General features: G+C 54.9%; 18 protein-coding genes. 10 read left to right on the top strand and 8 right to left on the bottom strand.

The features are described 5' to 3' along the window. Positions 1–15: 15 nt before the first annotated feature. Both MKZ35_RS01435 and MKZ35_RS01430 read right to left on the bottom strand, forming a co-directional pair. On the bottom strand, positions 16–351 hold the full coding sequence (locus MKZ35_RS01435; protein WP_482511449.1) for a hypothetical protein: 336 nt from the start codon (positions 349–351) through the stop codon (positions 16–18). A gap of 50 nt (positions 352–401) precedes the next feature. Then, positions 402–1,292 carry a carboxylesterase family protein gene (locus tag MKZ35_RS01430; protein WP_482511448.1) on the bottom strand — a complete coding sequence of 297 codons (891 nt, stop codon included), beginning with the start codon at positions 1,290–1,292 and terminating at the stop codon, positions 402–404. A 433-nt stretch (positions 1,293–1,725) separates the two neighbouring features. On the opposite strand from MKZ35_RS01430, the gene MKZ35_RS01425 reads away from it, so the two are divergent. The 6 genes from MKZ35_RS01425 to icd all read left to right on the top strand — a co-directional run bounded on the left by MKZ35_RS01425 (position 1,726) and on the right by icd (position 11,893). Continuing rightward, a complete protein-coding gene (locus tag MKZ35_RS01425; protein ID WP_482511447.1) occupies positions 1,726–2,892 on the top strand; it encodes a DNA polymerase III subunit gamma/tau in 1,167 nt (388 codons plus the stop codon). A gap of 173 nt (positions 2,893–3,065) precedes the next feature. Then, entirely contained in the window at positions 3,066–3,827 is a 762-nt protein-coding gene (locus MKZ35_RS01420) for a hypothetical protein (RefSeq protein ID WP_482511446.1), read from the top strand. A gap of 171 nt (positions 3,828–3,998) precedes the next feature. Next, positions 3,999–5,636 carry a hypothetical protein gene (locus MKZ35_RS01415; protein WP_482511445.1) on the top strand — a complete coding sequence of 546 codons (1,638 nt, stop codon included), beginning with the start codon at positions 3,999–4,001 and terminating at the stop codon, positions 5,634–5,636. A 20-nt stretch (positions 5,637–5,656) separates the two neighbouring features. Beyond that, on the top strand, positions 5,657–7,303 hold the full coding sequence (locus MKZ35_RS01410; protein ID WP_482511444.1) for a hypothetical protein: 1,647 nt from the start codon (positions 5,657–5,659) through the stop codon (positions 7,301–7,303). A gap of 275 nt (positions 7,304–7,578) precedes the next feature. After that, positions 7,579–10,554, top strand: a complete 2,976-nt coding sequence (locus MKZ35_RS01405; RefSeq protein ID WP_482511443.1) for a M16 family metallopeptidase — start codon at positions 7,579–7,581, stop codon at positions 10,552–10,554. 73 nt (positions 10,555–10,627) lie between these two features. Further along, positions 10,628–11,893, top strand: a complete 1,266-nt coding sequence (icd, locus tag MKZ35_RS01400) for an NADP-dependent isocitrate dehydrogenase (RefSeq protein ID WP_482511442.1) — start codon at positions 10,628–10,630, stop codon at positions 11,891–11,893. A gap of 687 nt (positions 11,894–12,580) precedes the next feature. On the opposite strand, the gene MKZ35_RS01395 is transcribed toward icd, so the two are convergent. Continuing rightward, positions 12,581–13,261, bottom strand: coding sequence for a porin family protein (locus MKZ35_RS01395; protein ID WP_482511441.1), 681 nt, complete (start codon positions 13,259–13,261; stop codon positions 12,581–12,583). Positions 13,262–13,417: 156 nt separating this feature from the next. Here MKZ35_RS01395 and MKZ35_RS01390 point away from each other — a divergent pair, with 156 nt between their 5' ends. After that, positions 13,418–13,540 carry a hypothetical protein gene (locus MKZ35_RS01390; RefSeq protein ID WP_482511440.1) on the top strand — a complete coding sequence of 41 codons (123 nt, stop codon included), beginning with the start codon at positions 13,418–13,420 and terminating at the stop codon, positions 13,538–13,540. A gap of 186 nt (positions 13,541–13,726) precedes the next feature. Here the strand turns inward: MKZ35_RS01390 and MKZ35_RS01385 are convergent, their stop codons facing one another. After that, positions 13,727–14,959 carry a hypothetical protein gene (locus tag MKZ35_RS01385; RefSeq protein ID WP_482511439.1) on the bottom strand — a complete coding sequence of 411 codons (1,233 nt, stop codon included), beginning with the start codon at positions 14,957–14,959 and terminating at the stop codon, positions 13,727–13,729. A gap of 550 nt (positions 14,960–15,509) precedes the next feature. Here MKZ35_RS01385 and MKZ35_RS01380 point away from each other — a divergent pair. Continuing rightward, complete coding sequence (locus tag MKZ35_RS01380) at positions 15,510–15,851, top strand: hypothetical protein (RefSeq protein WP_482511438.1); 342 nt, start codon at positions 15,510–15,512, stop codon at positions 15,849–15,851. Positions 15,852–15,899: 48 nt separating this feature from the next. After that, positions 15,900–16,373: a c-type cytochrome gene (locus MKZ35_RS01375; RefSeq protein ID WP_482511437.1), complete on the top strand. Its 474-nt coding sequence runs from the start codon at positions 15,900–15,902 to the stop codon at positions 16,371–16,373. Between the two features lie 283 nt (positions 16,374–16,656). On the opposite strand, the gene MKZ35_RS01370 is transcribed toward MKZ35_RS01375, so the two are convergent. Further along, complete coding sequence (locus MKZ35_RS01370) at positions 16,657–17,733, bottom strand: chemotaxis protein CheB (protein ID WP_482511436.1); 1,077 nt, start codon at positions 17,731–17,733, stop codon at positions 16,657–16,659. A 563-nt stretch (positions 17,734–18,296) separates the two neighbouring features. Between MKZ35_RS01370 and MKZ35_RS01365 the strand changes: the two genes are divergently transcribed. Then, positions 18,297–20,030: a sensor histidine kinase gene (locus tag MKZ35_RS01365; protein ID WP_482511435.1), complete on the top strand. Its 1,734-nt coding sequence runs from the start codon at positions 18,297–18,299 to the stop codon at positions 20,028–20,030. On the opposite strand, the gene MKZ35_RS01360 is transcribed toward MKZ35_RS01365, so the two are convergent. From MKZ35_RS01360 to MKZ35_RS01350, 3 genes are all read right to left on the bottom strand, one after another. After that, the gene (locus MKZ35_RS01360) at positions 20,024–20,545 is read right to left on the bottom strand and encodes a DinB family protein (RefSeq protein ID WP_482511434.1); all 522 of its coding nucleotides are present in this window, start codon (positions 20,543–20,545) and stop codon (positions 20,024–20,026) included. The genes MKZ35_RS01365 and MKZ35_RS01360 overlap by 7 nt on opposite strands. Positions 20,546–20,941: 396 nt before the next feature. Next, positions 20,942–22,375: a TolC family protein gene (locus MKZ35_RS01355; protein ID WP_482511433.1), complete on the bottom strand. Its 1,434-nt coding sequence runs from the start codon at positions 22,373–22,375 to the stop codon at positions 20,942–20,944. After that, a complete protein-coding gene (locus tag MKZ35_RS01350; protein WP_482511432.1) occupies positions 22,368–25,559 on the bottom strand; it encodes an efflux RND transporter permease subunit in 3,192 nt (1,063 codons plus the stop codon). The genes MKZ35_RS01355 and MKZ35_RS01350 overlap by 8 nt, the downstream gene beginning before the upstream one ends. Positions 25,560–25,564 lie beyond the last annotated feature (5 nt).

Raw genomic sequence — 25,564 nt, 5'->3', positions numbered from 1 at the left:
CTAAGTGCGTAAGTCCTAATAGAAATACCGGTCGTTGTCGGCCACCAGCAGTTTGCCGACGCGCGTGGCTTTGCGCTTGTCGAATTCCATCATTTTGTCGATGAGTCCTTGCCGACCGGGAATGGCATCCAGCGTCTTGCGCGCGTACTCGCTCTGGGCCTTCATCCAGGCTGCTACGGCCGGGTCTTGCAGGTTTTCCAGGTTGCGGTAAGGGTCCTCCACCTTCCCTCCGAAATAGGTGTCGGTAGCTGGTACTGCGGGCGCCGCGGACAAGATGGTTTGAGCCTGGGCACTGACAGAGGCCAATGCAGCCAGAATCACAGCGCAATTTTTCAGGAAGGATGAGTTCATACGGACGCTGGTTTTATGTAAGGGAAATAGTCGCTCTGTCTCGTAATTAACTATTTAGGGCTTGCCGTGCGTGGTCTGCTACGCGGCACGGTAGCAGCGGCCGGCGACGTAGCACTGGGCAGCTGCTGGGCCAGCAGCCACTGCCAAAAGGCAGGATCGGTGTACATCTTATCGGCTATAAAATGTCCTTCCGCCTCGTATTCGGTATACTGGGCTGGGTGGCCCGCGTCTTTAAGAGCGGCTGCCATCTGCCGCGCTTCCGTCACGGGCACCACTTCGTCCTTGGCCCCATGAAATATCCAGACAGGGGTATTGCCTACCGCCTTGGCAGTGGCCGCATAAGCATATAGTGGCTGACCCCTATAAGCAGTCAGCATAGGCGACGGAAAAGCTTGGTCGAACCAGTCCGGAACCACCACGCCCCCGGCCGCCGGTGCCATAGCGGCAAACTTGCCAGGGTATTTGGCCGTGAGATACCATGCCCCGTACCCACCCATCGATAGTCCCGTTACATATAGCCGGGTAGGGTCGGCCTTAAACTCTGCTACGGTCTGATCCAGGGCCTTTAGGGCTTGCTCCGCGCCTTCTCCAAACCATATTTCAGGTTCCGGCTCCTGCGGAAACACTGCCAGAAACTGATTGTATACTGCCTGTTTGTTGGCGTACAGTTGAATAACGCTGCCCAGATTTGGACCGCCCATCTGTAGCTCGTTGTCTTGGCCCCACTGGCCTACTCCGTGCAAGTAGAGCACGACCGGGTAAGCTTTGTCAGGCTTATAATTTTCGGGCACATACACGCGGTAGCCGTAGGTGCGCTGGCCTATCGTGACGGTACGTTTGAGAAAACCAGTTTCGGGGCGGGTAGCGGGTGCAGTTTGCGTCCAGGCAGGCACACTTAGCACCAGCAACCAAATCGTCAGGAATAAACCTTTGGGACTCATAGGATAAAGGTTAGAGAGGACTATTGAGGCCGCAATGAGGCAGGACGGAAAGCATACTAGCTGCCAATAAGAAGAATGGGAAAACTGCTTGGTATTGGGATGCCTGAATGCGTGTGCTGATAAAGCAATCAGTCTGTATGCGGTACCACTTCCATAACTACTAAAGGAAAGTGCTTGCCGAAACGCCAAACCTGTGCGGCGTCTTAGTAGCTGACCTATTAGCTCCAATCCGTTAGCTGCTATGGTGGCAAAAAGGTAGGCATGAATTTCCTCTAAGTCAATCTGATACACTGATTATTCGATTGATATTCAATTACATAAAATAATTACAATACTCTATCAGCAGAAATACGGCTAAGGATTTTCTGTGGCAGCAATGCCCAAAACGCAATCGGATGCGCCAGTTGGATTAGCTATCTTTGTAGATAGAAGTATGGAAAATTTCGTCGTTTCGGCCCGTAAGTACCGGCCTGCCACCTTTCGGAGTGTGGTGGGGCAGCAGCACGTGACTACCACGCTGCAAAATGCCATTGTCAGCAATCATCTGGCCCAGGCCTTCCTGTTTTGTGGCCCCCGTGGGGTGGGCAAAACTACCTGCGCCCGTATTCTGGCCAAGACCATCAACTGCCAGCACCTCACGCCCGAAACTGAAGCCTGCGACCAGTGCGAATCCTGCCGCTCGTTCAACCAGAATGCGTCGTTCAACGTGCACGAGCTGGATGCGGCCTCCAACAACTCGGTAGAAGATATCCGCTCGCTGGTGGAGCAGGTACGCTACGCCCCGCAGACCGGCAAGTACAAGATCTATATTATTGACGAGGTGCACATGCTCTCCAACGCGGCCTTCAATGCGTTTTTGAAGACCCTGGAAGAGCCGCCCTCCTACGCCATTTTCATCCTGGCCACCACCGAGCGCCACAAGATCATCCCCACGATTTTGTCGCGCTGCCAGATATTCGACTTCAACCGGATTCGGGTCGATGACATTGTGGGGCACCTGGGCTACATCGCAAAGCAAGAGCAGATTACGGCTGAGCCCGACGCCCTGCATTTAGTGGCCCAAAAAGCCGATGGCGCTTTGCGCGATGCGCTGTCCATCTTTGATCAGATGGTCACGTTTTCGGGCAACTCCTTGCGCTACCAGGATGTAGTGCAGAATCTGCACATTCTGGACTATGAGTATTACTTCCGGCTGGTCGATTTTCTGGTGAGTGAAAACCTGTCCGGCTCCTTGCTTTTGCTGGAGGAAATCATGCAGAACGGCTTCGACCTGCACAACTTCGTGGTGGGCACGGCCGAGCATCTGCGGGGCTTGCTGGTGTGCAAAGACCCCGTGACGGTGCAGCTGCTGGAAGTATCCGAGGGTATTCGGGTGCGCTACGTGCAGCAGGCCCAAGCGGCTCCGCTGCCATTCCTGCTCTCGGCCCTGAACCTGGTAAGTCAGTGCGACCGGGAGTTTAAGCAGGCCAAGAATCAGCGCTTGCATGTGGAGCTGATGCTGATGAAGCTGACGTATCTCAATGGAGCGGTGCAGTTTGCCCGCGAGCTGGGCGCTGGTTCTAATGGGTCAGCCAACGGCGAGGCTAAAAAAGTAGTGTAACCGGCGCAGCTCCGCAAATTGCCCCCCAGCCACATGAAATAGCTACGAATGGCGCTTCGGGAGCGGCTGCTTCGTCTAATGGGGCGGCAGTTGGTGGATCGGCGGCACGGCCAGCAGTTATGTCAGGTGCGGGAGTGCCCACGGCTGCGGTTGCGAGCAATGGAGCAGCTAAAATGCCCCCCAGTGCTGCTCTGCCAGAGTCAGAACTTATTTCGGCCCCGGCCGATCCGGAGGAGATAATTCCGGTGGAAAGCGGCGTGGAGGAATTGCACGACACGCCCAGCATCGAAGACGAAGAGGCTGATTTGCCGACGGCGCAGCATCAGGTGCTGGACAGCGTTCCGCATGTGGATACCGGCGCGCCCAGCATGGCTGGTCACGAGCCGGAGCAAACAGTGCCAAAAATGCCCCCCAGTCCCTCGCTGGCACCTTCTCTGATGCCACGAAATGGCGCATCCAAAATTCCGAGCCTTAAAGACCTGAAAGCCCAGGTAGCTCAGCAGGCGGCGGTGGTTAAAAATGCCCCCCAGGAAGTGGCGGAGCCGAGCGGTCCGGCTCTTGGTCTGCCCACCGTGGATGGAGAGCTACTGCGGCGCGTGTGGCAGGAATTGAAAGAGGAAAAGCGGGCTCAGGACCGCATGAGCGAGTACATGGTTCTGAATCGGGACGTGACTGCCAACGAGCAGCATGTGATTGAACTGGCGGTGGATAACCCCATTCAAATTGATCAGTTCAACGATTTTCGGCAGGAGTTTCTGACCGAGCTGCGCCGTCGTACGGGCTACCCGCGCCTTAATGTGCAGCCTATAATCACGGAGCAGGCGCCGACGGCGCGCAAGCTGTACACCTCGGCCGATAAGTTTGAGTACCTGGCCGAGAAGTTTCCGTCGTTGCGCGAGATGAAGCACCGACTAGGGCTGGACACGGATTTTTAAGAAGCTGATTAAGTTGGCCGAACGGTGTAGAGACGCGACACTTCGCGTCTTGGCGTTGCTGAGGCTGCTTGATCAGCGCAGCGCAAATCGTTCAACACCAAGACGCGAAGTATCGCGTCTCTACGGTTCTTATACATTTAATCCCAAATCAGCTTGCCCTTCCTCAGCAGCTTGATCAACAAGCTTTTGCCCGCTCGTCATCAACGTCTGATTACGGGCTTATTTTTCGGACTGCTCCTAGTCACGGGCCTGCTGCTGCACCGCGACTACGGCGTATCTGCTGATGAGCGCATCGACCGGCTGAATGGGATGATCAATGTCAAGTACATCACCGAACTGGTAGCGCCCGATTTGGCCCGCCAGCAAGCTGGCTACCAGCTCATTCCCCCGTTAAAAGGGTTTGTTGACAACACCCATGGGGTAGCGTTTGAGGTGCCCATGGCCGTGCTGAGCTTCCTGTTCACGCGCAGCGATTCGCAAAGTGCTTATTACATGCGGCACCTATGCATCTTTCTAATCTTCGTGGCCGGGGTGTATGCCCTGTTTCTGCTAAGCAGCCTTTACCTGAGAAGCTGGCGTTGGAGGCTACTCACGGCGCTGCTGCTGGTGCTTTCGCCCCGTCTTTTTGCCGATAGTTTTTACAACCCCAAGGACATCGTCTTTATGGCGCTGTTCACTTGGGGCATTTATACGCTACTGCGCTTCTTGCGGCAGCCTTCTTACCGGCGGGCATTGCTGCACGCCTTGGTCACTGCCCTGGCCGTGGATATCCGGATTCTGGGTGTGCTGCTGGTGGCTTTTACCGTGGGTATGGTGAGCTTGGAACTGTTGCTGCCAACCGAGAAACGGGTAACCAACCAACAACTTGTACGTGGTGCGCTGCTGTGTCTGGCTGTTGCGCCGGTGCTGGTGTTTATTGGGTGGCCGGCGCTTTGGGAGGCACCAGTTGCCAACTTACTGCACTCGTTTCGTAGCCTGAAAAGCTACCCTTTCCGGGGGGCTTCTGTATTGGGGAAATATCATTCACGTACCAACCGATTCGCTGCCCTGGCACTACATTCCGGGGTGGATTCTGGTCACGACGCCGCTGACGTACACGCTGGCGGCCGTGGGGGCTTTTTGCTCACTTTGCGGCTCTTGCTCCAATCGTGGCGCACTTGGTTGGGGGCGCCTGATTCCCGCCAAAGCCTGCTGTTGCTGCTGTGGCTGTTGGTGCCGCCGTTGCTGGTTGTTGGGCTGAATTCAATTATTTATAATGCCTGGCGGCATCTGTTCTTCATTTATCCAGCGCTGTTAATCCTGGCGGTTCGGGGCCTGCAGTACCTGTATACTCTCACGCGCCACGCTTCCCGAGCGCGGGCCTGGGCCGCCACGCTGCTACTCGCTGCGGCAGGGTTGGAAGTTGCTTATACCGCAGTGCGCATGGTCAGAATGCATCCGCACCAGTACGTGTATTTCAGCTTTTTGCCCCCCAGCGCGGCTGAGCGCTTGTTTGAGCTTGATTATTGGGGCCTGTCATATAGAGAAGGTTTAGAATGGGTGCTCGCCCACGACTCCAGCCCGCAGATAACCCTCAGCGGCAACCCGAGCTATCTGGACAATAACATGCTGATTTTGCCCCCCAGCCAGCGCGCGCGTCTCCGCTACATTCCCAGTCAGGCCGAGACACCCACGGAGGCTCGCTACTTTCTGACAGCTTACCATTACTACGGCGGACGCCCCAAGACTTATCCCGACAGTTTAGGGCGGGAGGTATATACCATCCGGGCCGATGGCTTGCGCATCTTCTCGGTATTTAAGCGCTGGTAAGCTGCTTTATCTTTTGCCTTATGCCATCTCCAGGTTCGTTCTTGAAGTCGTTGCTTACTGCCCGTGGGGTAGTTGGTCTCTTTTTCGGGCTTCTGCTACTCACCGGCCTGCTGCTGTACCGCGACTACGGCGTATCCACCGACGAGCCGCGCCATCGGCTCAATGCGATGGTAAACATCAAGTACGTGGGCGAATTGCTGGCGCCAGAGCTCGTGCGCGGGCAAACGGGCGGTGAGCTTATTCCAGCCCTCAAAGGCTTCAGCGAGAATGACCACGGCGTGGGCTTCGAGGTGCCAATGGCGCTGCTGAATTTTGCGCTTACGCGCAATGATCCCCAGGCCGCTTATTGGCTGCGCCACCTATGTATTTTTCTGGTTTTCGTGGCGGGGGTTTATGCGTTGTATGGGTTGGGTACAATCCGCTTCCAAAGCTGGCGCTGGGGTCTGCTAACGGCATTTTTATTAGTACTCTCGCCACGCTTTTTTGCCGAGGCATTCTATAATGCCCAGGATATTGTGTTCATGGCGCTGTTTACGCTGAGCATCTACTCCCTGGTCTGTTTCCTGCGGCACCCCACGTACGTCCGCGCCCTGCTGCACGCTTTGGCTACGGCTCTGACTATCGACGTGCGCATTCCGGGGGTTATGCTTGTGGCGTTTACCCTCGGGATGGTGGGCCTGGAGTTGCTGCTGAGGCCACAGGCTGAGCGCTTTATTAAGCAGCGGCTCTTCAAGAGCACGTTAGTTTACGTGGTAGCAGCGGCGGCTTTTGTTGTGATGGGCTGGCCCGCGCTCTGGGAAGCGCCCCTCGCCAATTTTGTAGCAATTTTTCGCAGCATGAGCCATTTTGGCTGGCACTCCAACGTCTTTTACTTCGGCCAGTATTTGTCCGGCAGTCAGATCCCGTGGCACTACATTCCGGTCTGGATCAGTATCACGACGCCTCTGCCGTACTTGGTAGCGGCCGGGCTCGGATTGGGTTCCGAGGTTCGGGCCGGCCTCCGCGGCGGTATCCTTTACCTGCGCTCACTACAAGCCCGGCTAGGGTTGCTTGTTCTCGTCTGGCTGCTGGGACCTATTCTACTCGTTATCGGGCTGCACTCGGTGGTTTACAATGGCTGGCGACACCTGTACTTTGTCTACCCGGCCCTGCTGCTGCTTGCGGTGCAGGGCGTGCGAACTTTGGTACACTTTGGTCAACAATCCGCTACGCGGCGCCGGCTGGCGTATGGGCTCTTGCTGCTGGGAGGTCTGGAAGTGGCTCATACCGCTGTGCGCATGGTCAGAATGCACCCGTACCAGCACATGTACTTCAGCTTTTTGCCCCCCGATACCGTGATTAAGCAGTTCGACCGCGACTACTGGGGCCTCTCCTACCGTCAGGGCCTGGAATGGATTCTCGCCCACGACCCTAGCCCAAAAATAACCTATAGTGGCGACCCGTGGATGCTGTACTGCGGCACTTTGCTGCTGGCCGAAGACCAGAAAACCAGGCTTGAATACGTCTGGAATGCCAACCGCCCGGAAGTTCGCTACTTTCTAACCACCCACCACCAGCACAACTATCCGCACTCCTACCCCGATAGCGTGGGCCTGGGGCGCGAGGTGCATACCATTCGGGTAGAAGGCATCCCCATTCTTTCCGTGCACCAGCAACAGAAACGTTAAAAAGCCCCCCAAACCTATTCTGGGGGGCTTTTTTATTCAATACAATGGCTAACTCCACATACGAATGAACTGAGGCAGTAGTGAAAGCTGACGCTTTGGGCCTCAAGCTTTCAAAGCCGGAATTCCTATAGCTGCTGACTGAAGCACCCGGGGCCAGCCCTTTGGGTTAGATACAGCATAATCTTACCTAAATGCTGTATCGTTTTTAATTCCAGCCCCCACCAAGTATCTTTGATTCCTTATTACTCTGCCCTATTTTCTGCACCGGAAATTCTGTGAAAAAACCCTTTCTGCTTCTATTTCCGGCCATAGCTGCGCTTGGCCTGACTACCGAGTGCCAATCAACGAAAACGGCCTCTACCGGCAACGCTACCACTGATGCTCCAACGCAAGCCAGTGCCCCGGCCGCTAAAGAATACAAATACGAGACGGTAGAAGGCGACCCACTTAAGGCGCGTATCTACACCCTGGATAACGGCCTGACGGTGTATTTGTCGGATTACGACGATGCGCCGCGTATCCAAACCTATCTGGCAGTGCGGGCAGGGTCCAAGAACGACCCGAGCACTGCGACCGGCCTGGCGCACTACCTGGAGCACATGGTGTTTAAAGGAACCTCGCGCCTGGGCACCCAGAACTGGGAAGCCGAGAAGACCGAACTAGCTAAGATTGAAGCGCTTTACGAGCAGTACCGCGGCACCCGCGACGCAGCTCAGCGCAAGCAACTGTATCATCAGATCGACTCCGTATCGGGGGTGGCGGCTAAGTATGCTGTGGCCAATGAGTACGATAAGATAATGGGCACCATTGGCTCCAAAGGCTCCAATGCCTACACTTCGGTGGAGCAGACGGTGTACCAGGAGGATATTCCGAGTAACCAGTTGGAGAAATGGGCTGCCATTCAGGCGGAGCGGATGGGCGAGATGGTACCGCGCCTATTTCATACGGAGCTGGAGGCCGTGTACGAGGAGAAAAACCGGACCCTCGACAACGATTTCAGCAAGGAGTTTCAGGCCCTGAATGCCAGTCTGTACCAGAAGCACCAGTACGGCACCCAGACGACCATCGGCACGATTGAGCACTTGCAAAATCCGTCTATCACGGAGATTAAGAGCTATTTCGACAAGTATTACATCCCGAATAACGTAGCGCTGGCGCTGAGTGGCGACCTGGATTACGACCAGACCATTCGCATCATCGACCAGTATTTCGGCAAGCTGCCCCGCAAGGCGGAACCGACCTTTTCCGTCGCGCAGGAAGCCCCGATTACGGCTCCTATCGTGAAGGAAATTATGGGCCCGGATGCGGAGAACGTCATGCTGGGCTTTCGCTTTCCGGGCACGACTACGCCAGACGCGGTGGTGCTGCGCATGATTGATAAGATTCTGACCAACGGACAGGCGGGCTTGATTGACCTGAACCTGAACCAGCAGCAGAAGGTGTTGCAGGCGGCTTCATTCACAGATATCAACAACGACTATTCTTCTCACATTCTCTACGCGACGCCTCGCCAGGGCCAGAGCCTGAACCAGGTGCGCGACTTGCTGCTGGCTCAGCTGGATAAGGTGAAGAAGGGTGACTTCCCGGAGTGGCTGATTCCGGCCATCATCAACAACGAAAAGCTTCAGCGCACCAAGAGCTACGAGAGCAACGAGTCGCGCGCCGGTGCTTTTGTGGCGGCTTTCGTGGCGCGCATGCCCTGGAAGGATTATCTGAAGCAGTACGACGAGTTTGCCGCCGTAACGAAGGAGGATGTAATGCGCGTGGCTAACGAGTACTACAAGAATAACTACGCCCTCATCTACAAGCGCACGGGCAAAGACACCAGCTCGCCCAAAGTGGTAAAGCCCGCTATTACGCCCGTGCCGGTGAATCGGGAAGTGGCTTCGTCCTTCTACAAGGAAGTGGTGGACAAGCCGACGCCGGAGTTGCAGCCGGTGTTCGTTGATTACAAGAAGGATATTCAGGAGTTGAAGCTGGCCTCAGGTATTCCGGTGTTTTATACCAAGAATACGGAGAACGAGCTATTTAACCTGTACTATATTCTGGACCTCGGCACCAACAACGACCCCAAGCTGGGTTTGGCGGCCGACTATCTGCAATACCTCGGCACTGATAAATACTCGGCAGCCCAGCTGCAGCAGGAGTTTTATAAGCTGGGCTGCTCGTTCAGTGTGAGCAGCGGCGCCGACCGTGTGTACGTGAGCCTGGCCGGTCTGGACAGCAACTTTGAGCCGGCTTTGCAGCTCTTTGAAAGTCTGCTCGCTAATCCCAAGCCCGACGCTAAGGCCCTCAGCGACATGGTGGCCGGCGTACTGAAAGCCCGCAAAGATGCCAAGCTGAATAAGCAGGTGATTCTGAGTCAGGCGATGGTGAACTACGCCAAATACGGCTCCAAGAATCCCTTCACGACGCAGCTTTCCGAGAAGGAGCTGAAAGCGCTGAAGCCCCAGGATCTGACGGCTCTTACGAAGAAGCTGACTTCGTATCAGCACCGTGCGCTCTACTACGGTCCTCGCCCCGCCGATGGTTTGGTAGCCGTATTGAACACAGCCCACAAAACGCCCCCCACGCTCACGCCCGTACCCGCCAACAAGGATTTCGCCGAGCAGCCTATGAAGGACCGCAAGGTGTATTGGGTAGACTACAACATGGTACAGGCCGAAATCCTGTTCCTGACCAAGGGTGACGTGTACGACAAGAACATCGTGCCTACGGTGAGCTTGTACAACGAGTACTTCGGCGGTGGCATGGGCAGCATCGTGTTTCAGGAGTTGCGCGAATCGAAAGCGCTGGCGTACTCGGCCTCTTCGCGTTACTCGAATGCCGATAAGCAAGGCCGCTCCAACTACGTGATGAGCTACATCGGGACCCAGAGTGACAAGCTGCCAGAAGCTATGACCGGTATGGCCACACTTCTCAACGATATGCCCGTGGCTGAGGCTAACCTGCAAATCGCCAAGAACTCCATTCGCAACAGCATTGCCACGGAGCGCATCACCAAGTCGGATATTCTGTTCAGCTACGAGCGCGCTAAGCGCCTGGGCCTCGACTACGATTTGCGCCGCGACGTGTATGAGAAGACGGCCAACATGAGCTTCGACGACCTAAAGAAATTCCAGGAAGCCAAGGTGAAAAATCAAGCCCAGACGATTCTGGTTATTGGGTCGAAAGACCGGCTGAATTTCAAGGAGCTGGCCAACTATGGCAAAGTAGAGCAGCTCACGCTGAAAGAGATATTTGGGTACTAAAAAGCCCCCCAACACATTAAAAAAACTTCATCTTACCAATAACTGTCAACTAACCACTGACAACTCTTACACAATGGCAGAACAGAAGATCACCATCAAAAACGGCAAGCTGAATGTCCCTGATAAGCCTACTATTCCTTTTATTGAAGGCGACGGTACGGGGCCGGACATTTGGGCTGCTTCTCGGAGAGTGCTTGACGCGGCCGTGGAGAAAGCCTACGGCGGCAAACGCCAGCTGATGTGGAAAGAGGTGATGGCCGGCGAAAAGTCGTTTAAGCAAACCGGCAACTGGCTGCCTAATGAGACTTTAGATGCTTTCCGCGAGTATTTGGTAGGCATAAAAGGCCCCCTGACCACGCCCGTGGGCGGTGGCATTCGCTCCCTGAATGTAGCTCTGCGTCAGGAGTTGGACTTGTACGCGTGCGTGCGCCCCGTGCGCTGGTTTGAGGGCGTGCCCTCACCCGTGAAACAGCCCGAGCTGACCGACATGGTTATCTTCCGGGAGAACACCGAGGATATCTATGCCGGCATCGAGTACATGAACGGCACGCCCCAGGCCCAGAAAATGCTGGAATTCCTGCAGGATGAGATGGGCGTGAAGAAAATTCGTTTCCCTGAGACGTCGTCGTTTGGCATTAAGCCGGTGTCGAAGGAAGGCACCGAGCGCCTTGTACGCGCGGCCATTCAGTACGCCATTGAGCACAAGAAGCCGTCGGTGACTATTGTGCACAAGGGTAACATCATGAAGTTCACGGAGGGCGCGTTCAAAACCTGGGGCTACGAGCTGGCCGAGCGTGAGTTTGGCGACAAAGTGTACACCTGGGCCCAGTACGACCGCGTAGCGGCCAAGCAGGGCCAGGACGTAGCCAACGCCCAGCAGAAAGCAGCTCTCGACGGTGGCAAAATCCTGATCAAGGACAGCATCGCCGATGCTTTCCTGCAACAGATTCTGCTCCGCCCCGCCGACTACTCGGTGGTAGCTACCCTGAACCTGAACGGCGACTATATCTCCGATGCACTGGCGGCCATCGTGGGCGGTATCGGTATCGCGCCGGGGGCCAATATCAACTACCTCACTGGCCACGCCATCTTCGAAGCTACCCACGGCACGGCTCCCAAGTACGCCGGCCAAGACAAAGTAAATCCCGGCTCGGTGATTCTGTCCGGCGCCCTGATGCTGGAGCACCTGGGCTGGCAGGAAGCCGCCGACCTCATCTACAAAGGCCTCGAAACCGCCATCGCCTCCAAGCGCGTCACCTACGACTTCGAGCGTTTGATGGAAGGCGCTACGCTGTTGAAATGCAGTGAGTTCGGGGATGAGATTATTAAGGATATGTAGTAGCTTGGCTTCTGCCAACTCACCTAACAAAAATCCCGCGTTGGCTTTAGCTGGCGCGGGATTTTTGTTCTTAGAGCCTGTTGAAAATTAGTATTGGCTAATGCTTCCGATCCCGAAACAAGCCAAAAACGGCATATTTGTGGTTGGGTCAGCACAGGGTTGAAGCTTTAAAAGCGCCCAGAACGGTGTTATTGAATGTCGAAAACATAGAGTCTGCCTAATTTTTAACAGGCTCTAACATGGCTTAAATATCTTGTTTCTTTTGCCAAGTTCACTATAACAATTTCAAATTCATGTTCATGATATATACCCATTCCTTCTTTACCTTTCTCAACGTCATTACGCGTATAGTCTATACCCCACTGGCGCGAGCTTGTAGCTCGTGACGAGCCTTGAAGTGGAGGTTGTACCTGCACTGCCGCGTTAGCGGCAAAATGAAACCGCGCCGCCTACATAAACTGGGCGGCTCCTAGCTGGCGCGAGGTTAGCGCAGCGTAACTCGTAACTAGTCTTATTGTGGAGGTTGTACCTCCACTGCCGCACCAGCGGCAAGCCGGAAGCGCTGCATCCAGATAAAATCAAATAGAGCTGTCGTTCTAACGGATGAGGCGCAGCCTCATACAATAACAGTCACGAGTTACGCTACGCTAAACTCGCGCCAGTGGGCCAGTGGGGCCGGTGGTGTTATTAAAAAATAGCGACCACGGACATCTGCACTGATTGCAACTTGAATTCCTGCAGGCTCGAGCGTTGCTTGAGATTTATGTGATTTAGGCCGTGCGTATATCGAGCGTTAAGGCTTAGGTTATCCAATAGCCTCACTCCTATGCCGGCCGTAGCGCCAATACCCCGCTCCTCTGTATCGCGTGTAGTATTGATTTCTTGGCCATTCACACGCGCTTTGGCTTGAATCAATAAATCAAATTGTGGACCTGCCAAAAGGCTAATGCGTGGAAAAACAGTGTATTTCAGCATAACCGGCAGGGAAAGATAATCGAAAACGTAGTCCGTTGTGCTACTTGTGTCCTTACCCTTCATGCGCGACCATAGGTATTCTTGCTGAAAAGCGAGTTTTTCATTCACGCTAATACCTACCAGCAAGCCAGTGGTAAAGCCCGGCTTCCAGTTATTCTCAACGGGAGAGGGCGGCTTCGGATAACCCTTGTTGAAGTTCATAGCGGACAAATTGCCCCCCACGCTGGCTCCAAAGTAGACTACCTTATTTCTTAATGGCATTTGCGGCGCAGGGTGTGCCTTCGCTGCAAACGTTGGTTGTGGCAATGGGGCAGTTTCTTGTGCTTTTCCCTGCAAACCAAGACACGTAATCAAACTAACCGTTAGGGCATACTTCATCTTCAAAATATACATATTAAACTATGTATTATGCATATTTTGGCCGCACGCTTAATGATATATTTTCGCAAATGATCGGCGCAACCCACTAAATATACTAAAGGGAAGCCGCGGGGGCTTTTTATTCAGGCACCATCTGGGTATTTGGACAATAAAGCTCAATTGGTAAAAGTGGCACTTAATGGACTGGAGAGCGAAGATATTGACGGCAAATTATACGCCAGTGTAATGCTCGCCGTCGATGTCCTCATCGATAAGCAGATTGCCGATGTACTGACGTATTGTGCGCAATAGCTTCGGCACCAAAGCCACAGCCGTGGTGTGCCGGAGGTAAAGTCAATAAGCCCGCGAATAAAAAGCAAAAGCTCGCCTACCAATAAGAAGGGCCCTCGCTACTTTTAAGCAGCGAGGGCCCTTCTTATTGGTAGATCTACCCACCTGAGCCAATTAACATAAAAAACTGTGCTCATTAAATTTCTATTACTGCAATTCTTGCGTGCGGCCTTTGAGTTGCACTGTTATTTCTTCTTGCCTCTTAACAGTTAATGACCCGATTATTTCTTTGACATACTGTTTCACTTCCGCATGACCATACAATTCACGTATTCCTTGTACAAACACTACAGTAAAAATGCTAGCTATAAACTTAGAATTAAACTGCGGATTCCAGGCAAGATAAATATGCATGTCTTTTTTCAGGAATTGCATAGCCGCTTCTAAATTAAGCGTATAAGCTAATGAGCAGAGCAGGAGTAACAGGTACCGTTTGCTAACGAAACTATAGGCTGCCAGGAATATGATAGCTGGGTGCCAATACCGACTGTGCATCTCGGTTTTGAAATAGCACAGACAGATAGTCACTAGACCGCAACTTAAAAACACTAGTCCACGCTCAATCGGGACCCTTTGGGCACGAAAAAGCAAGTTTCGCACTGTAAAAGCAAATAAGGGAAACAACACTAGAGCTGAAGACAGACAGAACAGGATTACTCCCCATTTTCTATAAGTAAGTCCTGCCACTACTAGTATGTCGTCTCTGTGGGTAGCTGGGTGATTTTCGGCAATCAAGTGCCAGAAATTATAGGAATCCCAGGATATTACATTGAAAAAATAGATACTACTGATATGGCGCCTAAACATAGTCGCCAGATAATTCTCTTCCCCAAGCCATATAAATGGCGCTAAAAGGACAAATTGTAGTCCGGCTGCGGCTAGCAAAGCTAGTGGCAATACTCTGACAGATTTTAGCCACAGCGGAAGCCATAGCATTAATAAAGCAGGAAGAAAAACGATAGCTTGGGTTTTAGTATTTAAAGACAACACGAAGAACAATAAACTCCAAATTGGTTGTCCGCGCAACGCTAGAGCCACTGCAATAAAAGCAAGGCACGTATAAATGCCATCTGTCTGTCCCCATACCAAGGTGTTATATAAATATCCAATATTCAGCAGTAGCCAAAACGAAAGGACAAACCGTTTCTTCGAATCGTGTACAAAAGACACGGCAACTAAAGCCCCAATAAAATCAAAGACTAATGTGAATGCTTTTAACCAATGGATATTATTCCATATAGCTGCCACACTCCCGGCCAATTGACCATACAGATAAAGAATATAATTATAAACAGGTAAATAATTAATATCGTCATTCAAATAGATATTGCCTATTCCGTGCTCAAAGCCGTAGGTAGTCCACCGGGCAAAAGTTGGCATATCCAGAAAATGACTTTGTCGAGGCATCAGTAATAGGACTAGCCCGAACCATAAGCTATATAGTACTACTTGAGTATAATATGACCTAATGTTCAACCGTGGTAGCTTGTTTTTATATAATTCCATTATTTTATTGGTTTTTTACTGATTAATTTTCAATAATGCCAAACGTTTTTGTATAACCAAATACAAGCCCTTAAACGGATGAATCTTTAATTGTTATAGAGAAGCACAAGCTGGCTTAAGATCCGTTAGGCGCATTTCTTTAATTAATCATAAAGTATCGTTCCTACACGCTTACTATATATTCGCCACTGAGTATCGATGGGGGGCATTTTTGGCGGGTTTGCAGGAAAGGCGAGCCAACAAAAGCAACTCCTTCCTCCCAGCCCTTGCCTTGGCCGCGGGCCGCTCGTGCGCTTTACCAGGTTAAGCCTTTCGCTGTCAGCTGAGCGGACAAGCTAAATTGGCAACCAGCCGGGCATCATTTCCCGCAGTGTTTCGTAGGGTTAAGCGCAGTGCCCGATCAGGGGCTGTGTGTCACCTCACCATGGCCGTTCAGCAACCCGTCAGCCGCTGCCGCTTATTCGCGCAATACGTAGCCCATGCCCACTACCGTATGGATGAGCTTGGGCGAAAAGTCTTTGTGATGCAGCACGGCCGCGACCAGTTGCACGACAACTTCCCGGAGCCCTACGATACGAAGCAGTCGGCCGAGTGCATGTACGCGCTCAAAAAAGGCGACAACGCCGGCTGGCCCTACCTATATTACGACAATGTGCAGCGCAAAAAGATGATGGCCCCCGAGTACGGCGGCGACGGTAAGAAAGTAGCGACCGGTAATTTCCTAGAGCCAGCCGCGGCTTACCCCGCCCACACACACCGATCATAAAAAGGGCACGATTTACCGTATTGTTTACGCTAAAAAATAAGCTCTTTGATGAAGCAGATCTTGTCCGTTGTGGGCGCGCTGACCTGGTATAGCCAGTTGGCCGTTGCCCAACAAAAAACGCCCCCCAAAGCCGAACCTGCCGCTGCCAAATCAGCTGCAACGGCTCCTAAAGTCGCCGTCGTTTCGGCAGCGACTATTGCGGCGGGCAAAGCGGTCTACGCCCAGAACTGCCTGACCTGCCACCTCGCCGACGGTGGCGGTGCGGGCCGCATGAATCCGCCCCTGACCCAAACGACCTGGGTGCTCGGCGACAAAGCCCGACTGGTGAAAGTGGTACTCAACGGCATGGAGGGCGAGGACATCGACAGCGAATCATACGCCAACATAATGCCCGCCTTCGACGCGCTGACCGATAAGCAGATTGCCGATGTCCTGACGTATGTGCGCAATAGCTTCGGCAACAAAGCTACGGCCGTGCTAGCGCCGGAGGTGAAGGCAATTCGGGCCGCGAATAAGAAGTGAACGGTTGCCTGCAAGCTAACCGGCCGTCGCTGCTCATGGGCAGTGGCGGCCGGTTTCTTGTTGTAGAATGGATTTGCAGACAGAAAAAGCCCCCCAGCACGCGGTATTATAGCGGTTTCACGAACGTTGTAGAGACGCATACTTGCGTCTCGTCATTGAACGACCGGCTACCGACTAAATAAACAACGACCGCGACGATTAGACGCGAATACGCATCTCTACAACGTTCGTAAACCTGCTGTAAAGTACTAGCCGAAGTATATTCCCTTTCACATTCTACTACTTAGACTTCCTTTACTTTGGCCTTTATCTTTTGAAACTGCAAGTCGCCGCTGATGGCTTCGTGCCGTAGGATGGAATCGTGCACTACGAGGGCCTGCTTGCCAGTTTGCTCGGCTTTTTGGAGAAATAGTGCCGCTACGTCGGGTTGGTTGTCTTTACTAAAATGCTCACCCAGGCTTTGCAGCAGCATTTTGGTTTCCTCCAGTCCGCGCATCGACTGGTAAAGCAGGCTTTCCACCGATTGGGTTACTTCGCCCAACAACGCGCTCAGGGTGTAAGCGTGCCCCGTGTGGCAACGGTAGCGAATCAGCTTGCCTTCAATAAGTTGAGTGAGGGCCCCGTGGCAATCCGGGCAGGTAAAGGGCGTCAGGAGGCCTTTTTCGATGATGCCCAGTTCAAACCCACCGCCCTGCTTGGCAATGCTGAGCTCGATTTTGAGCAGGTCTAGCTGAGCGGCAGGCAGGCGGGGCTTGCCAGGAGCAAGCTCTGTGGTCAGGCGAACCAGCAACGACCCCAGCTCGGCCAGTGGCACGATATGATCGGCCGTCACAAACTCCAGGGCGTTGGTGGGCATGGCGGGCTGCTGGGCATCCAGTGGGTCTTGCACTACGGCCACGCCGCCCATGCGCTGCACCGACCACAGGCCGGAGGTGCCATCGTCCAGGTAGCCCGTCAGCACCACCCCGATTACGCGGGGGCCATAAGTGTACGCCGCCGAGCGAAACAGCGCGTCAATAGAGGGCCGAAATCGGTTTTCCTTCGGGCCCCGTGTTACCAGCACTTTATCGTCCTCGACCAGCAAATGATGATTGGGCGGAGCTACGTAGATAACTCCCGGCTCGATGCTTTCCCCATTCTCCGGATGCCGGGCCGTGAGGGCCGAAAACGAGCTTAACAGCTGCGGCAGAATACTGGGCGAATCGGCGGCTACGTGCTGGACCACGAAAATCGGGGCCGGAAAATCGGCCGGCAAGGTTTTCACCAGCTCCAGCAACGCTGTTACGCCCCCCGCCGAGGCTCCAATGACCACAATGTCCCGGTGATGCCTTGGGTTTGCACTTTTGATTCGCGGTGTCATTGTATAAATGTAATATATGTGAAGAAGGCAAACCCAGCTACAGGGAATACGCAAAAATACCCTAGGAAGGCGAGAAGGCTGCTGGGGATATAATGAAAGTAGCGGAAATGCACGCGGGAACAGCACCCGCAATGGCGTTTGCCAAGAGAGCATGGAATAGCAGCAAGATTTACAAAGACGTTATTTGGGAAGTACAACCGAACGTCATGCAGAGCAACGCGAAGCATCTCGCTCGCTTCGTTGAGTTACCATTGCAATGTCAGCACGCGAGATGCTTCGCGCTGCTCTGCATGACGTTCTGGATAATTTTCCCGAATTCCTAAACAGCTTCTATTTCACAAAAAAGCCCCCCGGACAAATGATTTGCTTGCCGACAGAATATAAATTTGCCGCGTAAGCGCAAGCATTGTTGGGAGATGTAGATGCCATGCAAGCACCCAGTGTCCCTTTTGGTGACGGCGCGAACTGAAGGAGGAGTGCAATTAGTAGCGTCACGGTAGCGTAACACTCAGTTTTTTAGGCAGTTTTACGCAGTTACGACCGTAGAAGGAGTACCTTTAAGTATGTTGATCTCCCCGACACCCAAATCTTCTGCTTCTGCTGCTCTTCCGCCAGCAGCCTCCGAAGTATCCGGAAAAGCGGCTGATCAGGCGTGCTTGGCCCTATTCTTTGAGCAAGCTCCCGCGCCGATCTGCGTATTGGCCGGCCCCGACTTTGTGTACGAGCTGATTAACCCCGCTTACCAGCAGCTGTTTCCAAACCGGCTCCTGCTGGGCCTGCCGTTGTTGGAGGCGCTGCCTGAGCTAGTGGGCCAGGCGCTGCCGTTGCAGCTACGCGACGTGTACACGACGGGCCTTTCCTTTGAGGAGTGCGAGATACGGTTGCCGCTGACCCGCTTGCCCGGTGGCGTGTCAGAAGATGGCTACTTCAACTTCATCTATCAGGCCCGCTACAGCGGTGCCGGCTTGATAGATGGCATTCTGGTAATCGGCTCCGAGGTAACCGAGCAAGTGCTGATCCGTCAGCGGGCCAACGCCTTACAGGCCGAAACGCTGGTCGCGGCGCAGCAGCTGGCGGCGCAGCGCGAGAGTTTCTATCAGGTATTTGAGCAAACCCCGGCCCTGATCTGCATTCTCAGCGGGCCGGAGTATCGGATGGACTATCACAATCCGGCTTTCGGGCAGCTTTATGCCGGCCGGGAGCTGATGGGCCGCACCGTAGCCGAAACGCAGCCCGAAGCCGTGGCCCAGGGATTTGTAGCCCTGCTCGATAAAATTTATAACACCGGCGAGACGTATCAGGCGGCGGAAGTGCTCGGGATGGTGCAAAGCCCGGCGGGCGGCCCGCCGCAGGCGCGCTACTTCGACTTCACGTACCAACCCTTTCAGCGTAACGGCCAAACCATCGGCATTTCCATGTTTGCTTTTGAGGTGACGGAGCAGGTGCTGGCCCGAAAGCAGGCAGAGCAGAGCCAGACGCAACTGAACATCTCCGCCCTCGATCTGGGTGTCGCCAACGTAGAATTAGCCGCTATCAACCAGGAATTGCTGGCGGCCAACGGGGAAGTACGGACCGTCAACCGGGAGCTGGGTGATACCAACCACCAGCTTGCGCGCACCAATGCCGAGCTGGACACCTTTGTGTATACTGCCTCGCATGATCTGAGGGCACCAATCAGCAACATTGAGGGTCTGCTGAGCGCCGTTGGCGATGCGCTACCGGCCGACCACCCCATTACAGCGGCCGTAGAGCCCCTGCTGGCCATGATGCAGAACGCGGTAACACGCTTTCAGCGCACCCTCGGCCACCTGACGGACATTGCCCACCTGGAGCAGAATATGGCTCAGCCCAACGAGGCAGTAGACATGACCGCGGTTATCGCCGATGTGCAGCTGGATCTGGCTCCTTTGGTGAAGGCGGCCGGCGCGCAGCTAACGGTGAACGTCAGCGGTTGTCCGACCCACTCCTTCTCACCCAAAAATCTGCGCAGCATCATTTACAATCTGCTCAGCAATGCCATCAAGTACCGGGATCCGGCGCGCGTGTTATCCGTGCTGATTCAGTGCCAGTCGGTGGGCACCAATACGATGCTCAGCGTAACCGACAATGGCCTGGGACTCAGCTCCGAGCAGATACCGCAGCTGTTCGGCCTGTTCCGCCGCCTGCACGACCATGTGGAGGGCTCGGGCGTGGGCCTGTATATGATCAAGAAAATCGTGGAAAATGCCGGCGGCACCATTCAGGTGCAGAGCGAGGCGGGCATCGGCTCCACCTTCACGGTGCTGCTGCCTCAGTAAAGTCTGTGGCGCAGCACGCGCACCGTCACGGAAAACTGCCCGACGTGGCGCATGGTGTGCTCGGCAGCATGAACCAACAGCCCCAGCACCGTGGACGGCAATTGGGCCCGCCCCACGCCGCGCGGCTCCGTTAGCGTGGCCTCGTCGGCGGTACGTAGCTGGGTAAGTGCCTGTTCTACCTGTTGATGAAAAGCCTGCACCAGCTCTGGTACGGTGCAGCCCGCTGGGGGGCTTTTTCCCTCCAGCGCCAGGGCCTCCAGTTGTTTGGGCGTGAGCTGTTGGCCGCGGGAGTAGGTAAAGGTGCGGTCCAACACGCCGCTGAGGTGCTGGAGGTGAAAACCAACCGAGGCCACACCCGCCGGCTTCTCCCAAAGTAGTGTTTCCGGGAAGCCGTGCAGCAGCTTGGCTACTTCTTCGCGGGCTTGTAGCAGGGCATGAGCTACGGGTTGGAGCAGCGACGGCACGTCGGGCAGGGGGCCGCACAACCAGACTTCATGGGTATCGGTGGGGGGCATTTTTGGCGGGTTTGCAGGAAAGGCGAGCCAACAAAAGTAACTCCTTCCTCCCAGCCCTTGCCTTGGCCGCGGGCCGCTCGTGCGCTTTACCAGGTTAAGCCTTTCGCTGTCAGCTGAGCGGACAAGCTAAATTGGCAACCAGCCGGGCATCATTCTCCGCAGTGTTTGTCTTCGTCCTCCTTCGGTCACGTAGAGTTCCGTAGTGTTCGACCAGAGCGTGTGGAGCAACTTAATCAGTCAGTTCGGGTAGGGACTGGCCTTGTCAGAACCGGCCCTCACGCGCCTAATGACAGCCAGCATAAAAGCAGGCAGCGGCTGAAGAAGCTGAAAAAAGCCCCCCAGCGCTGTCGTAGCCGTTTCGCGCCCTTAAAAACCCATTGGCTGTTGCCTCATGTCTTACTGCCAGCCCCCACCCAGGGCCCGGTACACGTTGACCGTGGCATTCAGCTGCTGCATCCTGGTTTCTATTAAGTCAAACTTCGATTCCAGGGCGTCGCGCTGGGTGAAAAGGACTTCCGTGTAGTCGGCTCTGGCTGACCGGAAAAGGCTGTTGGAAATCGCAACGGACTGGTTTAGCGCTTCCACTTCCCTCGCTTTCGCCTCGTAGCTTTTTCCCAGGTTACTGATATTCGACAGCTGATTGGCTACCTCTACGTAGGCGTTCAGCACGGTGCGCTCGTACTTATACACCGTCTGGGTTTGGAGGGCGTTGGCGCTGTAATACGTAGCCTTTATGCCATTGCGGTTAATCAAGGGAGCAGCGACGTCGCCTGCCAGCGAAAAAAGCATGGATTGGGGCGTGGATACCAGCAGACCGGGCTGAAAAGCGGCCAGACCTACGGCCCCGGAAATGTTCAGCGACGGGTAAAAATTGGCCCTCGCTACCCGCACATCCAGTTTGGCGGCCGCCAGGTTCTGCTCAGCCTGCCGGACGTCCGGCCGGTTGCTCAACAATTGGGAAGGAACGCCCGCCCGAATGACTTCCGGCAGTAAATCATTGAAAGACTGATCGTTGCGGGCAATGCGCTGCGGGTACCGACCCGCCAGGAAGTTCAGCTGGTTTTCGGTTTCGACGATGCGCTGCTGGAGCTGATACTGGAGGCTGCGGGTATTCTGAACCTGGGCCTCAAAGCGCTTGACCGCCAGCTCCGTCGCGCGGGCCGACTCCTTTTGCAGACGGACCAGTTCCAGGGCATTGCTTTGAATGTCAATGTTCTGCTTGACGATGGCCAGCTGATTGTCGAGGGCCAGCAGCTCGTAATACGAACGGGCAATCTCGGCAATCAGATTCGTTACCATGAAGTTCCGGCCCTCGACGGTTGCCAGATACCGGGTGGCCGCGGCCGTGCGGGCCGTGCGCAGCTTCCGCCAGATATCGACCTCCCAGGTGGCAAAGGCGCCTACTTGAAAGTCCGTCAGCGGATCGGGCGTCCGTCGGGCGGGCTTAATGTCGACGTTTTCCTCGGTAGCACCCTGAAGTGTATACCGCCCGGCTTTTTCCACCGAAGTGCGGGCTCCCAAGCCCACGAAGGGCAGATACTCGCCTTTACGGGCACGTACCTCATTGCGGGCAATTTCGATTTCCTGCAACGTAATGTTCAGCTCCTGATTGTTTTGCAGGGCGGTGTCAATCAGGGCTTTCAGGTCGGGGTCGGTGAAGAACTCCTGCCACCGGATGCGGGCCGTATTGACACTGTCCTGGGCGGTGGCGTAGCTGACCGGCACTCGGCGGCTCTCGGTTTTCACCGCTAGCTCCGGCGTTTTGCAGGCCGCTACCGCCAACGTTAAGCCAACTGCGCTCAGGAATTGATAAAGGCGTCGATTATGCATACGGCTCGGTTTCTTCAATTAATACCCGAGGCTCAATGCCTTCCAGTATCGGAAATTCGTTTTCGTCCCGGATCAGCTTGTGGTTTCCCGCCAGGGTGCCAAAAAGGTAATACAGGCCGGGGATGATGATGACCCCGAAGACAGTGCCGAACAGCATGCCGCCGAGGGCCGAGGTGCCGATGGTGCGGTTACCGATGGCCCCGGCGCCGGTAGCAACTACCAGCGGAATCAAGCCCGCGATGAAGGCGAAGGAGGTCATCAGAATGGGGCGGAAACGTACTCTGGCACCCTCAATGGCCGCGTCGCGCACCGACATTCCTTCCTCGTGCTTCTGGGCGGCAAATTCAACAATCAGCACGGCGTTCTTACCCAACAGCCCCACCAGCATCACCAGCCCCACCTGAGCGTAGATGTCGTTGGCCAAGCCCATTATCTTGATGAACAGGAACGACCCGAATACCCCCGCTACCAGTGAAAACACCACTGCTAAAGGCAGCAGGAAACTTTCGTATTGGGCGGCAAGCACCAGATAAACAAATACCAGCACGACAAGGAAAATGATGACGGACTCGTTGCCGCGCGACACCTCGTCTTTCGACAGGCCGCCCCAGTCGATAGCGTAGCCGCGGGGCAGGGACTTAGCCACTTCCTGCACCGCTTTGAGGGCCTCACCGCTGCTGTAGCCCTCCGCCGCGCCGCCCCGGATGGAGGCCGTGGTGTACATGTTGTAGCGGTTAATTTCGTTGGCGCCCTGGGTCTTCACGATTTTCATGAAGGCCGAGAACGGTACCATTTCACCCTTGTCATTCTTGGCCCACATGTTCAAAATGTCTTCGGGCAGCTTCCGATACTCCGGCGAAGCCTGCACGAACACCTTGAAAAAGCGCTGGTACTTAATAAACCCCAGCTCGTAGGTGCTACCTACCATGATGGAGAGCGTGTTCATGGCGTTGCCGATGCTCACTCCTTTCTGCATGGCCAGCTCGTTGTCAATCTTCAGCTCGTACTGCGGGTAGTTGGCCGAAAAGAAGGTGAACAATCCCGTCAGCTCCTTGCGCTTTTTCAGCTGGCTCATAAATTCCTCGTTCACCTTTTCCAGCGCTTTGTAGTCGCCGGTATTGGTTTTATCAAGCAGCTGCAGCTGGAAGCCGCCCGCCGCGCCGTAGCCCGGCACCGCCGGCGGCTCGAAGAATTCAATGGTCGCGCCCGGAATTTCGTGTGCCTTTTTCTCCAAGTTCCCAATAATGTCGGCAATGGATTCCTTGCGCTCCGACCAGGGCTTCAAGTCAATCAGACAGGTGCCAGCGTTGGAGCCGCGGCCTTCGGTGAGCACCTCATAGCCGGCCAGCGTCGAAATGTTGGCGATGCCCGGCACGTCTTTGGCCAAAGCGGCCAAGCGCTGCGATACCGCATTCGTTTGCTCCAGGGTGGTGCCCGGTGGCGTCTGCACGATGGCATAGATGAGGCCCTGGTCCTCGCTGGGAATAAAGCCGGCTGGCAGCTTGGCCGTGATAGCCCAGATGCCTAGCCCGAAAGCTAGCAGCATGGCGAAGGTGACAAGCCGATTGGCCACAATCTTCTCCAGCAGGCTGGTGTAGGCGTTGGTCAGGTTCTCAAACCCGCGGTTAAACCAGTCAAAGAAGCGCTGAATGGGTGTTTTCTTCTTGGGTTGGCCGTGGTGATTTTTCAGAATCATGGCGCACAGCACCGGGGTCAGCGTCAGGGCCACGATACCAGAAATTACAATGGCCGTGGCCATGGTGATAGAGAACTGGCGGTAGAAAATGCCCACCGGGCCGCTCATAAACGATACCGGGATGAACACGGCCGTCATCATGATGGTGATGGCAATAATGGCCCCGCTGATTTCGCCCACCACCTTCTTGACGGCGTTGTAGGGCGAGAGGTGCTCTTCCTCCATTTTGGCGTGCACGGCCTCAATCACCACAATGGCGTTGTCGACCACGATGCCAATAGAGAGCACCAGCGCGAACAGGGTAATCATGTTGATGGTCAGCCCGAACGCCTGCATGGCCATGAACGAGCCCACCAGCGACACCGGCACGGCCAGGGCCGGAATCAGCGTGGAGCGCCAGTCGCCCAGAAACAGGAACACCACCAGGGCCACCAGAATGAAAGCATCGCGCAGGGTATGAATGACGTTCTCAATGGAAGCGTCGAGGAAGTTGGAAACGTCGTAGGTGATTTTGTAGTCCATGCCGGGCGGGAAGCTGGTTTTCTTCAGCTCCTCCAGCTTGGCTTTCACCTCCCTAATTACGTCGCTGGCATTTGAGCCATAGGTTTGCTTCAGAACGATGGCGGCCGAGGGGTACTGGTTCAGGTTGGAGTAGATGTCGTAATACTCCGAGCCCAGCTCCACATTGGCCACGTCGCGCAGGTGCAGGCTTTCGCCGTTAGCGTTGGCCCGGAGGATGACGTTCTTGTACTGCTCCACGTCGTTGAAGCGGCCCTGGTAGCTGAGCACGTACTCCAGCGCCTGCGCTTGCTTGCCGTCGCTGCGGCCAATGCGGCCGGGCGAGCCAATAACGCTTTGCTCTTCCAGCGCCTTCATCACGTCATCGACCGAGATGTTGTAGGCACGCATCCGGTCGGGCTTCAGCCACACACGCATGGCGTACTGCCGGCTACCCAGAATGCTGGCCCGTCCAATACCGCTCAGGCGTTGCAGCTCCGGTATCATGTTCACCCCGGCGAAGTTGAACAGGTACTTCATGTCGGTGTTCTTGTCTTTGCTGTACAAGTTCACGTACATCAGCATATTGGGCACCACCCGGTTCACGATAACGCCCTCGCGCTGCACCAGCACCGGCAAACGGTTCAACACCTGGGCAATGCGGGTATTCACGTTCACGACGGCCTGGTCGGGGTCGGTGCCGAGGTTGAAGACAATCTGGATGTTGGCTTCGCCGGCGCTCACGGCATCGGAGGTCATGTATTTCATGCCCTGCACGCCGTTCACGGCCTGCTCCAGGGGAATGAGCACCGACTCGGTAAGCACCTTGGCGCTGGCGCCGGGGTACGATGCACTGACCATCACGAGGGGCGGCGAAATCTCCGGAAACTGGGAGGTGGGCAGCTGCATGATGGCCAGCCCGCCCATCAGGAGGATGACCACCGAGATAACAATGGCAAATACTGGCCGACGAATGAATTTACTAAACATAGCTA

The organism is Hymenobacter sp. R533113 (assembly GCF_056835965.1).
This window is presented reverse-complemented; position numbering and strand designations above follow the sequence as displayed.

Coding starts and splice junctions, on each gene's coding strand:
- MKZ35_RS01420 (WP_482511446.1), top strand. CDS start 3,066: ATGCCCCCCAGTGCTGCTCTGCCAGAGTCAGAACTTATTTCGGCCCCG.
- MKZ35_RS01350 (WP_482511432.1), bottom strand. CDS start 25,559: ATGTTTAGTAAATTCATTCGTCGGCCAGTATTTGCCATTGTTATCTCG.
- MKZ35_RS01365 (WP_482511435.1), top strand. CDS start 18,297: ATGTTGATCTCCCCGACACCCAAATCTTCTGCTTCTGCTGCTCTTCCG.
- MKZ35_RS01430 (WP_482511448.1), bottom strand. CDS start 1,292: ATGAGTCCCAAAGGTTTATTCCTGACGATTTGGTTGCTGGTGCTAAGT.
- MKZ35_RS01395 (WP_482511441.1), bottom strand. CDS start 13,261: ATGTATATTTTGAAGATGAAGTATGCCCTAACGGTTAGTTTGATTACG.
- MKZ35_RS01355 (WP_482511433.1), bottom strand. CDS start 22,375: ATGCATAATCGACGCCTTTATCAATTCCTGAGCGCAGTTGGCTTAACG.
- icd (WP_482511442.1), top strand. CDS start 10,628: ATGGCAGAACAGAAGATCACCATCAAAAACGGCAAGCTGAATGTCCCT.
- MKZ35_RS01380 (WP_482511438.1), top strand. CDS start 15,510: ATGGCCGTTCAGCAACCCGTCAGCCGCTGCCGCTTATTCGCGCAATAC.
- MKZ35_RS01360 (WP_482511434.1), bottom strand. CDS start 20,545: ATGCCCCCCACCGATACCCATGAAGTCTGGTTGTGCGGCCCCCTGCCC.
- MKZ35_RS01435 (WP_482511449.1), bottom strand. CDS start 351: ATGAACTCATCCTTCCTGAAAAATTGCGCTGTGATTCTGGCTGCATTG.
- MKZ35_RS01375 (WP_482511437.1), top strand. CDS start 15,900: ATGAAGCAGATCTTGTCCGTTGTGGGCGCGCTGACCTGGTATAGCCAG.
- MKZ35_RS01410 (WP_482511444.1), top strand. CDS start 5,657: ATGCCATCTCCAGGTTCGTTCTTGAAGTCGTTGCTTACTGCCCGTGGG.
- MKZ35_RS01385 (WP_482511439.1), bottom strand. CDS start 14,959: ATGCCAACTTTTGCCCGGTGGACTACCTACGGCTTTGAGCACGGAATA.
- MKZ35_RS01370 (WP_482511436.1), bottom strand. CDS start 17,733: ATGACACCGCGAATCAAAAGTGCAAACCCAAGGCATCACCGGGACATT.
- MKZ35_RS01425 (WP_482511447.1), top strand. CDS start 1,726: ATGGAAAATTTCGTCGTTTCGGCCCGTAAGTACCGGCCTGCCACCTTT.